The sequence below is a fragment of the Pseudomonas sp. BF-R-19 genome (genome assembly GCF_019956445.1).
In the GTDB taxonomy this organism is placed as follows: Bacteria; Pseudomonadota; Gammaproteobacteria; order Pseudomonadales; family Pseudomonadaceae; genus Aquipseudomonas; species Aquipseudomonas fluorescens_BH.
Map to the genome: position 1 here is coordinate 1 of NZ_JAHBDN010000050.1, position 12,998 is coordinate 12,998.

Below are 12,998 nucleotides of genomic sequence, written 5' to 3' on the forward strand. Positions count from 1 at the left end.
GTGTATCAGTCGACAATTACAGTGACTGATACACCGCATTCGCGAGCAAGCCCGCTCCCACATTGGTATGTGTAGTGGCTTAGAGGGTGAAATCACCTTCAGCCGCCAACTCGCTCAATGGACGACGCGGGCTGGGTTCTTCACGGGCTTGCAGGTAATCCGCCAGGCTCGCCTTGTCCCCCAGCTTGCCCACCGCGACGGCCGCGTGCAGGGCGTAGCCTTCAGGAATGTTCAGCTCCTTGCGGGTCAGCTCCTGGTCAAAGCCGGCCATGCCGTGGGTATGCCAGCCGCTCAGGCTCGCTTGCAAGGCCAGGTGGCCCCAGGCGGAACCGGTGTCGAAGGTGTGCCACAGGGCCGGGGTTTCTTCGGTGGCGCCAGGCGCGGTGAAGGTGGTTTTCGAAATCACGATCACCAGGGCCGACGCATGTTGCGCCCAGCTGCGGTTGAATTCGTTCAGCAGACCCAGGTAACGCTCCCAGTTCGGCGTGTCGCGACGTGCGTAGAGGAAGCGCCAGGGTTGCGAGTTGTAGGCCGAGGGTGCCCAGCGGGCGGCTTCGAAGAAGCTCAGCAGGGTTTGCTCTGGAATCGTTTCGCCAGTGAAGGCGCGGGGCGACCAGCGATCGGTGAACTGAGGGTGAATGGCGTAATCGGCAACGCGTGGGTTGGCACTCATCAAGAGATTCCTGGCTACGTTTGAAAGTGGGAGCGACGCAAAACCCTACTTGGCAGCGCAAAAACTGACAAGCCCGTTCTACCGACAGTCGCCAATGCTTGGCCCAAAGGGCTTCGGGCACTAGACTGGCGGCCTTTTCACCACCTGATGTCGATACTCGAACCATGGCCGCCAAAGTAGAACCGTTCTGGATACGCAAGACCCTCGATCAACTCGATCAGGAGGAATGGGAGTCGCTGTGCGACGGCTGTGGATTGTGCTGCCTGCAAAAGCTTGAAGACGAAGACGACAACAGCGTCTATTACACGCGCATCGCCTGCAAGTTGCTGGACCTGAAAACCTGCCAGTGCAAGGACTATCCCAACCGTCGTGACTCCGTACCGGACTGTATCCAGCTCACGCCGGGCAAGGCCGACGAATTCAAATGGCTGCCACCGACCTGCGGCTATCGCCTGGTCAGCGAAGGCAAGGACCTGCCGTTGTGGCATCACCTGGTGTGCGGTGATCGCGATGCCGTTCATCACGAGCGGATCTCCCAGTCCGGGCGCATGCTCGCCGAAGGCAGCGTTCCGGAAGATGATTGGGAAGATCACCTGATTTTCCGCGCAGGCTGATTGCCTGGGGTTCAACATTTCACGAAGGAGTGTGTATGGCTGTGGGATGGCGGCAGGCGTGGATCCTTGGGTTACTGGCCGTGAATTCGCCCGCATGGGCTGCGAACAAGGTCAATCTGGATTACCACGTGCGCCTGTTGCCGCAGAGCGATCAGGCCGAAGTGCGCCTGACGCTCGCCCAGGGGGCGACGGTACGCAGCCTGGATTTCAACCTCGGTGACGGCAGCCGCTACAGCGACTTCAAGGCTGACGGCCAATGGCAGCTGACCCCCGGTAAAACGGCGCGTGGTGTCTGGCGTCCGGCCGCCGACAAGGCCAGCCTGACCTACCGAGTGAACATCAACCACGGGCGCAAGAGCGGCAGCTTCGACACGCGTATGACGCCACACTGGGCGTTGATGCGCGGCGACGATCTGGTGCCGGCTGCCATGCTCGATCAACAGGACGGCATCGAACTGGTTTCACGCCTGGAGTTCGAACTGCCCGGTGGCTGGAAAAGCGTTGAAACCGCGTGGCCACGAATCGGCCCGAATAGATTCCGTATCGACAACCCTTCCCGACTGTTCGACCGGCCCACGGGCTGGATGCTCGCCGGCCAGCTCGGCAGCCGCCGTACTCGTCTGGGCGAGACCGAAGTCACTGTCGCCTCGCCGCTGGGGCAGGGCATGCGTCGTATGGATGTGCTGACGCTGCTGACCTTCGTCTGGCCGCAAGTGCAGGCGCTGTATCCGCGACACCCGGGCAAACTGCTGATCGTCGGGGCCAATGATCCAATGTGGCGCGGCAGCCAGTCGGCGCATGAGTCGATCTACCTCAACAGTCACCTGCCGTTGGTCAGCGAAAGCGGCAGCAGTGCCTTGGTCCGTGAGTTGGCCCAGATGTTCGGGCGTGTCAACGGCACCCAGCGCAGTGACTGGATCCGCGAAGGCTTTGCCGAGTATTACGCCATCGAACTGGTGCGCCGGGCCGGCGGCATGAGCGATGAACGCTACGAGAGCCTGCACGGCAAACTGGTCAGGAACAGCCAGAAAGTCACCACGCTGCGCGGTGAGCAGATCAACCCGGCACAGGTGGCCAGGGCGGTGGCGTTGCTGCAGGAACTGGACCGCGAGATTCGCCTGAAAACCCATAACAAGCGGTCGCTGGACGACGTGTTGCGCGGGGCGATGCGGCTGGGGGATATCGATACCCAGGCGTTTGTTCAGCTCAGCGAGAGCGTGATCGGTGGTTCTTCAAAAGTGCTCAGTACCGAATTGATTCAGTAATACCGCCATTCGCGAGCAAGCCCGCTCCCACATTTGATCTGTGCCAGACACAAAACCAATGTGGGAGCGGGCTTGCTCGCGAAGAGGCCAGTGGCTTCAGCGCAAATCCCGATTCAAACCCCGGTCTTCGGCGACTCCAACGAATCATTGCCGGTAACGGTGGCGGTTTTGGTCGCCGCCTCGGCATTGGCCTTCAACTGGCTCAGTTCTTCACCCGCCCGCTGGATTTTCGCCCGCACGTTGTTCATGTCCTGACGGCCTTTCTCCAGCAGGCTTTTTGCCGAACTGTGACCGGTAATACCGCGCGCCAGCGCCACACCGCCGATGGCCATCTGGATCAGGCCAAAGACCCCGCCACGCCGCAGCCCCTTGCCCACCATCACCACGCCGCCAGCCAGGGAACCGATGCGCTCCCAGCCCTGCACGTTCTGCTCGGAAGAGCTCTGGAACGGGGTGGATTCGATACGCTCGACGCGTTTGAGTTCGCTCATGGTCTGTCTCCAGGCTTCAGGGATCGATAGTCAAGCTGACAGCCGTGGCGGGCAGCTCGTTCAATCGGATGTGCGGCGATTAGCGGAATTTTGGCCCGGAGCGGGTATTGAGCCCCTTGGACATGCGGTCGTAGAGCACGACGTTGACCGTGGCGGCCAGGTTCATGCAACCGGTGGTCGGAATGTAGACCACGTCTTCGCACCAGTCGCGAATCTCTTTATCCAGCGATCCGTCTTCCGGGCCAAAGATGTAGAGCGCGCGATCCGGGTGGGTGTATTCCGGCAACGGGCGGGCGCCGTCGACGAGTTCCACGGCGACGGGCACACAGTTGAGGGGCAGGATTTTCTTCAGGTCGTCGATGCCGATCAGCGGGATGTCGTAATGCACGCGCTTGGTATCGGTGACGAAGTCGGCGGCGCGCTCATAGCGCTTGCCGGTGTAGAACACCGACGCCACGCCGTAACAGCCAGCGGCGCGCATCACCGAACCGACGTTCTCCGGTGATTTGGGGTTATACAAACCAATGCAGCTGTACCGTTTGTCTGCCACGAGCGGGGTGCCTTTCGGAAAAAAAGCGCGATTATACGGGGATTGTGGCAGGGGTGCTCAGGTTGGAGATCTGTGGCGTCAGGGCTATTGCTATCGCGGGCAAGCCCGCTCCCACAGGTTCTCTGGTGTACACAAAATTTGTGAACGACAGAGACTTCTGTGGGAGCGGGCTTGGTCCGGGCGGCGATCCGACGAAGAGGCCAGATCAGGCTCTGAAGATTTCTAATCTTCCTTTTTCATCAACCCAGCCAACGCCGCAAACGGGTTGTGCGTGGCCTTGGCGATTTTCGGCGTGCTCAGCGAGCCTTCGTCGAAATACTGCTGGTCGGTGTAACGCGAGTGCTCGTTATCGTGGCAGTACAGGCACAACAGCTCCCAGTTCGAGCCGTCCTGCGGGTTGTTGTCGTGGTTGTGGTCGCGGTGGTGCACGGTCAGTTCGCTCAGGCGCTTGCCGGAGAACTCACGGGCGCAGCGGCCACAGACGTGCGGGTACATCTTCAGGGCCTTGTCGCGGTAGCCCATTTCCTTGTCGCGCTGGTTGTCGGCGAGGATGCGATCCAGCTTCGAAGTGTTGGTCGGGGTGGACGAACTCATGGGTTCACCTTTGTAAAAAGACTAATGACGGTTATAGGGTGAAGTTTAGCCTAGCCCTTGAGCTTCTCGGCAATCCAGATGGTGTGGCGGGTGCCCTTGTTGCCGTGGGCGAAGACCTGCACTTCCTCGGCCTTGAAACCCGCCTTCTTCAGTTTGTCGGAAAATTGCCGGTCGGCGCTGGCCGACCAGACGGCCAGCACGCCTTTTGGTCTCAGGGCCTTGGCGCAGGCGCTCAGGCCGCCGGCAGAATACAGCCAGCTGTTGGCTTTCTGGGTCAGGCCTTCGGGGCCGTTGTCGACGTCGAGCATGATCGCATCGAAGCCCTGGGGCTCGGCTTGCAGCACTTTGGCCACGTCTTCCATGCGAATCACGGTCCGCGGGTCTTGAATCGGGTTTCCGGCTTTCTCGCCGAGTGGCCCGCGATTCCATTCCACAACGCCAGGCACCAATTCAGCGACCACCACTTCGGCGGTCTTGCCCAGGTGCTTGAGCGCCGAAGCGAGGGTGAAACCCATGCCCAGGCCGCCGATGAGCACCCGTGAATTCGGTCGGCCGGCGACCTTGCGACACGGGATCTCGGCCAGGGCATCTTCGGAACCGTGCATGCGCGTGTTCATCAATTGTCCGCCATCGCCACCCTGGATCTTGATGACGAAATCCTCGCCGTATTCGAACAGGCACAGGGCACCGCCGTTTTCAGGAATGGGGGTGGTGTCCAGCAGAACGAAACGTTTCATGGGGCTCACTTGAAGAAAATTGGCAGAACTCGGGAGGGCAAACAGACGCAGTTGGGAGTAGCCTGTTTATGACGACAAGGTCAACGGAGCCATTGATGAAGCGCACCATTCTAACGGTCATTGCCCTGGCCGCGCTCTCGATAACTGCAGTGCAGGCTCAACAGCTGCAATCGATTCCCGTCAGCCCCGCGCCGATACCCGGTTCACCCGGCACCGCGACGCCCACGCCGTACCCGCAAATCAGCCCGGCACCATTGCCTAAAGTCGGCCCCGGCAGTAGCGGTCCGCCGTTGGTGCCGATTGAAATGCCGAGCCCGCCGACCAAAGACCAGCCCGTGCCGGGGATTGAGCCGAACCTGCCGAAACCCAAGTCGCCGGGCGGCTAGACCTGCTGCGAAAGCAGTTGGCCGTCGGCCATGCGCAGGCGTTTGGAGAGAGACACGGCGAGGGCGCGGATGATCTTGGCGGCGATTTTCGGTGCGTCGTTGAGCATCTTTTCCAGCGAGTCCTTGCCCAGGTTGAGCAACTGGCAGTTGCTCGCAGCCACGCAACTGGCCGAGCGCCGTTCGCCGTCGAGCACGGCCATTTCGCCGAAGGAGCGGCCGCTGCGCAAGGTGGCGATGGTGACTCGTTGCCCGTCAGCGGTGGTTTTCTGCACAGCCACCTGACCGGTGTGGATGATGCACATGAAACTGCCCGCATCGCCCTCCTGGAAGATCTCTTCGCCCTGGGCAATGGTGCTGATACTGAAGTAGCCCGAAGCCGCGGCGAAGTCCGCCGGCAGCAGTTGATTGAACAGGCCGCAATCCATCAGCCAGTCGCGAATTTCGTTGTTCAGAAAGGTTGGTTCAGACATGTCGTTACGGTCTTTTTTGTGATTGTTGCTGACTTGAATTCACCGCAAATCCCCTGTGGGAGCGGGCTTGCTCGCGAAGGCGGTGTGTCAGTCAACATCTCTGCTGAATGTTACGGCCCCTTCGCGAGCAAGCCCGCTCCCACAGGTGTTGTATCGGCTACCAGTGTCCGGAATTAAGACAGGCACGCCGCGCCAGGATCCTCAGGCAATGCCCAAAACCTTGAACAAAAATGCATATTCGAGTGCTACGTCACGCAATCCCTGATATCGACCGCTCATCCCGCCATGCCCGGCACCCAGCTCAGTCTTGAGCAGCAGGGGATTGCTGTCGGTCTTGGTCGCGCGCAATTTCGCCACCCACTTGGCCGCTTCCCAATACTGCACGCGGCTGTCGTTGTAGCCGGCGATCACCAGGGTCGCCGGATAAGCTTGTGCGGTGACGTTTTCGTACGGGGCGTAGGCCTTGATCCGATCATGGACGTCCGGTTCTTCAGGGTTGCCCCACTCGTCGTATTCCGTCACGGTCAATGGCAGGTCAGGGTCGAGCATGGTGTTGAGTACGTCGACGAACGGCACTTCGGCGATGGCGGCGCCAAACAGCTGCGGCCGTTGATTGAGCACTGCGCCGATCAGCAAGCCACCGGCGCTGCCGCCACTGATCGCCAATTGCGGTGCAGTGGTGAAGCCTTGGGCGATCAGGTGTTCGGCGCAGGCGATAAAGTCGCTGAAGGTGTTGTGCTTGTGCTCCTGCTTGCCGGCGCGATACCAGGCTTCCCCCAGTTCGCCGCCGCCACGCACGTGGGCAATGGCAAACGCCATGCCGCGATCCAGCAGGCTCAGGCGCGCATGGGAAAACCACGGGTCGAGGCTTTCGCCATAGGCACCATAACCGTAGAGGTACAGCGGCACGGGTTTGCCCAGGTCTGTGCGTTTGATCACCAGGCTGATGGGCACTTGCGTGCCGTCCGGCGCAGTGGCCCACAGGCGCTGGCTGACGTAGGCGTCGGCATCGAACGGGCCGAGCACCGGGGTTTGCTTGAGGACTTTCTGCGCACTGGTCGCCAGTTCAAGCTGGCGGATTTGCGCCGGACGGTTCAACGCTTCGTAGCGCAGGCGAATCCGGTCGCTTTCGAATTCCAGGCTGTTTTGCACGTGCAGGCTGTAGGCCGCATCCGGTAGTTGCACGCGATAAGGCGCCAGGCCTTGCGGGTGAACTTCAATGACCGGCAAGCCGCCTACCCGCAGGCTGAGGGTCATGGCCCCGGTGTTCAGGCTGATGCCGTCGATCATCACCGTGTCGCTGTGGGGGATCAGGTTCTGCCAGTCGGCTTCGGTCGGCGCGGCACCGGTATCGACGGCCGTGTACAAGGCGAAATTGATGCCGTCACGGTTGCTGCGAATGAACCAGGTCCATTGACCGTCGAGTACACCGTGGTCGACGTCGTACTCATGCTCCTCGACCCGTGGCGCGATGCAGGTAAAGGCTTGCAGCGGCTGGTTGGCGTCGAGGACCCAGGCTTCGCTGGTGGTCTTGCTGCCCACGGACAGCAGCAATTGCTGCTCGGAGCTTGAACGGTAGCAATGCATGAAGAAGCGTCCGTCCGGCTCATGGAACACTTCTTCGGCCGCCGTGCCGTCCAGTCGATAGCGATACAGCTTGTGTGGACGATGGGTATCATCCAGTTCGCCAAAGAACAGCGTCAGGCTGTCGTTGGCCCAGGTCATGCTGCCGTCGCAGTCCTGGAATTCCAGCTCGCTGACGCGGCCGTCGGACAATTCCTTCACGAACAGCGTGTAAATCTCGTCGCCACTGGAGTCGATGCTGTAGGCCAGACGCTGGTGGTCCGGGCTGATGCTGAACGCACCCAGGGAAAAGAAGCCGCCCTTGGCCAGTTCGTTAGGGTCCAGCAGCAACTGTTCGCGGCTTTCGTCGAGGGTCAGGCTGTCATCGGCCGGACGCGGGCAGCGGTAGTGCCGGGCGTACTCATCGCCCGCCGTGGTGCGGGTGTAATACAGATACGGTCCCCACGGCGAGGGCAGGGACAGATCGGTCTCGAGAATCCGGCCCTTGATCTCTTCGAACAGGGTTTCACGCAGCTCGGCCTGGTTGGCGGTTTGCGCTTCCTGATAGCTGTTTTCGGCCTTCAGGTAGTCGAGCACTGCCTTGGTGTCGCGCTCTTGCAGCCAGGCATACGGGTCGGAGCCATCAGCCATGTGGGCAATCGGAGCGTCGTGAATGTTGGCGGATAGGGGCATGAAGGGCTCTCGAACAGTGTACGGAATAGGGGCTGGCAACCTGTGGGAGCGGGCTTGCTCGCGAAGGCGTTGGGTCAGTCAATATCATTGTTGAATGATAAGCCGCATTCGCGAGCAAGCCCGCTCCCACATGGATAGCGCCCAACAGTCAGGCATTGATGCAGCCTGATGGGCGAAAAGCCGTTATCATAAGCGCCTCTGTGCGACACGCGTAGCGTGTCTCCAAGACTTCGAGGTGTAGAGTCATCTTGAAGGGCTTCCGAAAGGAAGCCAAGAGCTTGGGTACCCAACCCCAAGAAACAAAACCCTCCCAGAAGTCCAATGCCTTCAAGGACTTGCCGCAGCGGCGGTGGCAAACTCAAGGTCGATTAGCGCTCGGTAGCTCGACCGCAGTACCAGATTTTCCGGTACTGGAGTGCCTACTACACATCAGCCCTGTTCAGGGCTAAACCCATGCGGGAGAGAATCCCCGCTGGGGTTCCCTCCTGCTTTTGAAACAGGAGGTAACAATTTCTTTGGGCATGCTGCCTCGGCAGTCCCTGCTCACATCAAACCGGAGACATGAGCGAAAGCTCTGTCTGTCATTGTCCATCTACCTTGCTCGCAAGGTGGCAGCGGACTCGTTGTGCGACCAACGATAGCCTAGGAAGACATGCGTCACTGGTAACGGTGAGGTGTGAAGCTCTTCTCACAATGTAGTCCCCGTCAGGGTGTGCTTTTGCCGCGAGGTAAAGCATAGATACTCGGAGCAGTGCCGGGTTGAGACGCTAGGCTGGTTGGTATGGGTAACGTAAGTGAACTGCTGATAAACGCCGTAATTATGAACAAGCCAAAACTGCTGTCAGGCTTGAGCCAAAAGGCACGTGGTCGGATACCTCTGTAGAGGCTTGAGGTACGTCGTCATAGGACCATCGGTGAAAAGGCAGGCCCTAAACCAATCGTGTGATAGGCAGGGAACGTGGTAAGCCCGTATGGCCGCCTTCGGGCAGGTGAACCGCAAGGGGATCTGTTGGCTGTGCGGGTATGGGATCGCAGAGAAAGCGAAAGCCGGGCTGTAATGGCTCGGATAGGGGTTGGGACATTACCTCACGGGAAACCGGGCAGACTTCTGCGTGGTCTTTCGTCGCATGAACTCTGACTGAACCTGTCTCAATGATCTTAGAGACCCGCAGTATTGGGCCTCCTACTAATCCAACCCTGACGGGAGCGTCCATTCCCGTCAGGGGATGCGTACGTCTTCTGCTCGGGGAAACTTGAGAGGAAGGCAGCATGATAGAGCACAGCCAAATGGCCGTGCCTGCGCTTTCCGGCACTCCGCAACAATGGCATGACATCGATTGGTGTCGTGTTCAGCGGAATGTTCGGGCAATGCAGGTGCGGATTGCGAAGGCTTGTCGGGAAGGCAAATGGCGCAGGATGAAAGCCCTGCAACGGATGCTGACCCGCTCTCGATCGGCCAGATACTTGGCCGTACGGCGAGTCACTGAAAACCAGGGTAAGCGCACGGCGGGAGTCGACCGCGTGCTCTGGGATACACCCGACGCAAAATGGAAAGCGGCAAATGGGTTGAAGCGTCACGGATATAAGCCACGACCTTTACGGCGTGTGTTCATTCCGAAGTCGAATGGGAAGGAACGCCCTTTGGGTATCCCAACCATGACTGACAGGGCTATGCAGGCGCTGTATTTGCTGGCTCTGGCCCCCATTGCAGAAACCAAGGGCGATCCGAATAGCTACGGCTTCAGGATCGAACGCTCCACGGCGGATGCGATGGGTCAGTTGTTTGTTTGCCTGTCCAAGAAGGTCTCGGCCCAATGGATACTGGAGGCGGACATACAAGGCTGCTTTGATCACATTAATCATGACTGGATGCTCGCCAACGTCCCTACGGACAAAGCGATTCTTCGGAAATGGTTGAAGGCTGGCGTGATTCATAAAGGCCAGCTACAGGCAACGGATGCTGGTACGCCACAAGGCGGGATTATCTCGCCTACCTTGGCAAATATGGCGCTCGATGGTCTGGAAACACAGCTCAAGCAGTATCTGGGCGTGACAAGGGCCAGAAAGCTGAAGATCAACGTGGTGCGGTATGCGGATGATTTTGTGATTACTGGAAACTCGAAAGAGGTACTGGAAAGCGAAATCAGACCTTGGGTGGAGCAATTCCTGGCAGTACGCGGGTTGCAGTTATCCCCTGAGAAAACACATATCGTCCATACCGATCAAGGCTTCGACTTTCTGGGTTGGAATTTCCGTAAGTACGACGGGAAGCTTCTGATCAAACCGAGTAAGAAGAACGTCAAGGCGTTCTATCACAAGGTGAAGGAGGTCATCGACGCCAACAAGATGGCGAAGCAGGAGTATTTGATTCGATTGCTCAATCCCATCTTGAAAGGCTGGGCGCTGTATCACCAGCCTGTAGTAGCCAAGCAGGCCTACAGCCGCATGGATAATTTGTTGTTTTATGCTCTATGGCGTTGGGCAAAGCGGCGGCACCCGAACAAGTCACTGCAATGGATCGGGAAGAAGTATTTCCGAACTCAAGGAAGCAGAAGTTGGGTGTTTGCCACCACGATGTTGGAGGAAAACGGGACAAAAAAGGAGGTCGCTCTGTATTCGCTTGCGAGTACACCGATCGAACGACACAGGAAGGTTAGTGGGGAGTACAACCCCTTCGACCCTTCCATGGAGGAAATGGGCGAGAAGCTGCGGACGGCACAGATGCTGAAAAAGCTGAAGTATCGCAAACAGATTCTCAGTCTCTATCAAAGTCAGAAAGGACTGTGTCTGATGTGCAAACAACCGATTACGAAGGAAACGGGATGGCATGACCATCACATTATCCACCGCACTCATGGCGGTAGAGACACCCTGGATAACCGGGTACTATTGCATCCTATTTGTCACCAACAGCTTCACAGCCGTGGATTGACAGTGAACAAACCGGCTCCGCAAGGGGCTTTCTAAAGACTTGAGCCGTATGCGTTGAAAGGCGCACGTACGGTTCTTAGGGGGAGGCAGGCCAGTAATGGCCTGTCTCTACCCGACTTGCCTGCCTTGCCATGGACACCATGACCGAGAACGACTATCTGATCGCTTGGGGCCTCTACGCCTTCGCCGCTTTGGGCTGCCTGTTGGTGTGGATGCGCTTGACCCGCTGGATGTGGCGTTGGCTGCGTGAGCCATTGCGGCTGGCGATGGTCGTGCTGCTGTTCAGCCCGACCATCATCGACCCGGTCAAGGATAAAGTCGCACCGGCCATCGCCATTACCGCGCTCGACCTGCTGTTCAAGGTCGGCAATAACGCCTGGCGGGCGATTTCCGATCTGTTGATGTACGGCATGATCGCGTTCGGCCTCTATCTGGTGCTGGTGGCGATCCGTTTCCCCATCGAGCGCGCCTCGAAGGCCCGCAAGGAGCGTGAGGCTGTCACCCAAGCCGCCATGCGTGCCGACGAGCCTGAGGATGATCAACCGTTCGGCGGTGCCGGCGATGATCGTTACGGTCGTCCACCCGTGCCGAGCAGCCCTCAGCGGATGCGAGTCGAACCCCGTCTGTAACCTTGCCCCTGCGATTGAGCGAGAGTCCGAGCATGTGTGAGTTATTGGGCATGAGCGCCAATGTCCCGACCGATATCGTGTTCAGCTTCACCGGGCTGATGCAGCGCGGCGGACGCACCGGCCCGCACCGCGATGGCTGGGGCATTGCCTTCTATGAAGGCCGTGGGCTGCGGTTGTTCCAGGACCCGGCGGCGAGCTGCGAGTCGGAAGTCGCGAACCTGGTGCAGCGCTATCCGATCAAGAGCGAAGTGGTGATCGGGCACATCCGCCAGGCCAACGTCGGCAAGGTTTCCCTGTCCAACACGCATCCGTTCGTCCGTGAGTTGTGGGGACGCAACTGGTGTTTCGCCCATAACGGCCAGTTGGCGGACTTCCAGCCGGCGGCCAGTTTCTATCGCCCCGTGGGTGATACCGACAGCGAAGCGGCGTTCTGTGATTTGCTCAACCGTGTGCGTGCGGCGTTCCCCGAGCCGGTCGAGGTCGAAGCATTGCTGCCGGATCTGGTGGCCGCTTGCGCCGAATACCGCAGCAAAGGCGTATTCAACTGCCTGCTCAGCGACGGCGACTGGCTGTTCTGCTATTGCTCGACCAAGCTGGCGCAAATCACCCGTCGCGCACCGTTTGGCCCGGCGCGCTTGAAAGATGTCGACGTGATCGTCGACTTTCAGGCCGAAACCACGCCTAACGATGTGGTCACCGTCATCGCCACCGAACCCCTGACCGAAAACGAAACCTGGACCCGTTACGAACCGGGTCAATGGAGCCTGTGGCGACGCGGCGAATGCGTCAGCCAGGGCCAGACCTCATAAGGATTCAACCCCCATGTTGCTCAGTTATCTACGGCTGGTGTTGTTTGCGGCGGGCCTGTTGATCGGTGTCCAGGTGCCGGGCTTCATCAGCGATTACGCCAAGCGGGTAGAGGCGCATCTGATCGAGGCGCAAGCCGGGTTGAGTGGCTTTCAGAACACCGCCAATCAGTTCTTCAAGGGTGACATGCAGGCCCTGGTGGCCCACTACCGCGCCAGCGAAGACCCGATCTTTCGCAGCGATGCCGACAGCCTGAGCAACCTGCTGACCCGTCAGGTGGCGTTGGACAAGCAATTCCAGGCGATGCAGGGCCCGTGGTACATCCGCTTCCTGCAAGTGGTGCTGGCCGCCGATCCGGATATCCGCAAGGAAACCTGGAATGGCTACAGCTACCAGATCCTGTTGACGCCCGAGGCGATGGTCTGGGGCATGAGCGGCGCGTTGCTGCTGTCGTTCGGGATCGAGTGCCTGTTCCGTCTGATCGACTGGGTGGTGCTGGGCGGCAAGCGTCTGCGCCAGAGCCGGCCGATCGAAGAGCGGGATTTACGCGGCTTATAACACCGGCGAACGTCAAGGAGCCGGCAAGCCGGCTCCT

At 59.4% G+C, this 12,998-nt stretch carries 14 protein-coding genes; 7 read left to right on the forward strand and 7 right to left on the reverse strand.

The features are described from left to right. Positions 1-79: 79 nt before the first annotated feature. The gene (locus tag KGB28_RS13625) at positions 80-673 is read right to left on the reverse strand and encodes a nitroreductase family protein (protein WP_223445823.1); all 594 of its coding nucleotides are present in this window, start codon (positions 671-673) and stop codon (positions 80-82) included. A gap of 164 nt (positions 674-837) precedes the next feature. On the opposite strand from KGB28_RS13625, the gene KGB28_RS13630 reads away from it, so the two are divergent. Both KGB28_RS13630 and KGB28_RS13635 read left to right on the forward strand, forming a co-directional pair. After that, positions 838-1,287 carry a YcgN family cysteine cluster protein gene (locus KGB28_RS13630; RefSeq protein WP_095945369.1) on the forward strand — a complete coding sequence of 150 codons (450 nt, stop codon included), beginning with the start codon at positions 838-840 and terminating at the stop codon, positions 1,285-1,287. A gap of 35 nt (positions 1,288-1,322) precedes the next feature. After that, entirely contained in the window at positions 1,323-2,552 is a 1,230-nt protein-coding gene (locus KGB28_RS13635) for a hypothetical protein (protein WP_223445825.1), read from the forward strand. A gap of 113 nt (positions 2,553-2,665) precedes the next feature. Here KGB28_RS13635 and KGB28_RS13640 read toward each other — a convergent pair whose 3' ends face one another. The 4 genes from KGB28_RS13640 to KGB28_RS13655 all read right to left on the reverse strand — a co-directional run bounded on the left by KGB28_RS13640 (position 2,666) and on the right by KGB28_RS13655 (position 4,924). Then, positions 2,666-3,043: a DUF2892 domain-containing protein gene (locus tag KGB28_RS13640; protein WP_223445827.1), complete on the reverse strand. Its 378-nt coding sequence runs from the start codon at positions 3,041-3,043 to the stop codon at positions 2,666-2,668. Positions 3,044-3,122: 79 nt separating this feature from the next. Continuing rightward, entirely contained in the window at positions 3,123-3,593 is a 471-nt protein-coding gene (locus KGB28_RS13645; RefSeq protein WP_150724345.1) for an RNA methyltransferase, read from the reverse strand. A 222-nt stretch (positions 3,594-3,815) separates the two neighbouring features. After that, positions 3,816-4,187, reverse strand: a complete 372-nt coding sequence (locus tag KGB28_RS13650) for a YajD family HNH nuclease (protein WP_007898702.1) — start codon at positions 4,185-4,187, stop codon at positions 3,816-3,818. 50 nt (positions 4,188-4,237) lie between these two features. Beyond that, positions 4,238-4,924: a spermidine synthase gene (locus KGB28_RS13655; RefSeq protein ID WP_223445830.1), complete on the reverse strand. Its 687-nt coding sequence runs from the start codon at positions 4,922-4,924 to the stop codon at positions 4,238-4,240. A gap of 95 nt (positions 4,925-5,019) precedes the next feature. Between KGB28_RS13655 and KGB28_RS13660 the strand changes: the two genes are divergently transcribed. Continuing rightward, positions 5,020-5,310 carry a hypothetical protein gene (locus KGB28_RS13660; RefSeq protein WP_150724347.1) on the forward strand — a complete coding sequence of 97 codons (291 nt, stop codon included), beginning with the start codon at positions 5,020-5,022 and terminating at the stop codon, positions 5,308-5,310. Here KGB28_RS13660 and KGB28_RS13665 read toward each other — a convergent pair. Both KGB28_RS13665 and KGB28_RS13670 read right to left on the reverse strand, forming a co-directional pair. Next, the gene (locus KGB28_RS13665; protein WP_150724348.1) at positions 5,307-5,780 is read right to left on the reverse strand and encodes a cyclic nucleotide-binding domain-containing protein; all 474 of its coding nucleotides are present in this window, start codon (positions 5,778-5,780) and stop codon (positions 5,307-5,309) included. The genes KGB28_RS13660 and KGB28_RS13665 overlap by 4 nt on opposite strands. A gap of 201 nt (positions 5,781-5,981) precedes the next feature. Beyond that, positions 5,982-8,036 carry a S9 family peptidase gene (locus KGB28_RS13670; protein WP_223445831.1) on the reverse strand — a complete coding sequence of 685 codons (2,055 nt, stop codon included), beginning with the start codon at positions 8,034-8,036 and terminating at the stop codon, positions 5,982-5,984. 1,269 nt (positions 8,037-9,305) lie between these two features. Here KGB28_RS13670 and ltrA point away from each other — a divergent pair. The 4 genes from ltrA to KGB28_RS13695 all read left to right on the forward strand — a co-directional run bounded on the left by ltrA (position 9,306) and on the right by KGB28_RS13695 (position 12,961). After that, entirely contained in the window at positions 9,306-11,003 is a 1,698-nt protein-coding gene (gene ltrA / locus KGB28_RS13680; protein WP_223445833.1) for a group II intron reverse transcriptase/maturase, read from the forward strand. Between the two features lie 95 nt (positions 11,004-11,098). Then, complete coding sequence (locus KGB28_RS13685; RefSeq protein WP_223445835.1) at positions 11,099-11,596, forward strand: MFS transporter; 498 nt, start codon at positions 11,099-11,101, stop codon at positions 11,594-11,596. Between the two features lie 32 nt (positions 11,597-11,628). After that, complete coding sequence (locus tag KGB28_RS13690) at positions 11,629-12,405, forward strand: class II glutamine amidotransferase (protein WP_223445837.1); 777 nt, start codon at positions 11,629-11,631, stop codon at positions 12,403-12,405. 13 nt (positions 12,406-12,418) lie between these two features. Then, positions 12,419-12,961 (forward strand): DUF2937 family protein, encoded by a 543-nt coding sequence (locus KGB28_RS13695; protein WP_150724352.1) that lies wholly within the window; start codon positions 12,419-12,421, stop codon positions 12,959-12,961. Positions 12,962-12,998 lie beyond the last annotated feature (37 nt).

Bases quoted from the DNA above. Each gene is read 5' to 3' on its own strand.
- KGB28_RS13625 (WP_223445823.1), bottom strand. From the start codon at position 673: ATGAGTGCCAACCCACGCGTTGCCGATTACGCCATTCACCCTCAGTTC.
- KGB28_RS13630 (WP_095945369.1), top strand. From the start codon at position 838: ATGGCCGCCAAAGTAGAACCGTTCTGGATACGCAAGACCCTCGATCAA.
- KGB28_RS13635 (WP_223445825.1), top strand. From the start codon at position 1,323: ATGGCTGTGGGATGGCGGCAGGCGTGGATCCTTGGGTTACTGGCCGTG.
- KGB28_RS13640 (WP_223445827.1), bottom strand. From the start codon at position 3,043: ATGAGCGAACTCAAACGCGTCGAGCGTATCGAATCCACCCCGTTCCAG.
- KGB28_RS13650 (WP_007898702.1), bottom strand. From the start codon at position 4,187: ATGAGTTCGTCCACCCCGACCAACACTTCGAAGCTGGATCGCATCCTC.
- KGB28_RS13655 (WP_223445830.1), bottom strand. From the start codon at position 4,924: ATGAAACGTTTCGTTCTGCTGGACACCACCCCCATTCCTGAAAACGGC.
- KGB28_RS13660 (WP_150724347.1), top strand. From the start codon at position 5,020: ATGAAGCGCACCATTCTAACGGTCATTGCCCTGGCCGCGCTCTCGATA.
- KGB28_RS13665 (WP_150724348.1), bottom strand. From the start codon at position 5,780: ATGTCTGAACCAACCTTTCTGAACAACGAAATTCGCGACTGGCTGATG.
- KGB28_RS13670 (WP_223445831.1), bottom strand. From the start codon at position 8,036: ATGCCCCTATCCGCCAACATTCACGACGCTCCGATTGCCCACATGGCT.
- ltrA (WP_223445833.1), top strand. From the start codon at position 9,306: ATGATAGAGCACAGCCAAATGGCCGTGCCTGCGCTTTCCGGCACTCCG.
- KGB28_RS13685 (WP_223445835.1), top strand. From the start codon at position 11,099: ATGGACACCATGACCGAGAACGACTATCTGATCGCTTGGGGCCTCTAC.
- KGB28_RS13690 (WP_223445837.1), top strand. From the start codon at position 11,629: ATGTGTGAGTTATTGGGCATGAGCGCCAATGTCCCGACCGATATCGTG.
- KGB28_RS13695 (WP_150724352.1), top strand. From the start codon at position 12,419: ATGTTGCTCAGTTATCTACGGCTGGTGTTGTTTGCGGCGGGCCTGTTG.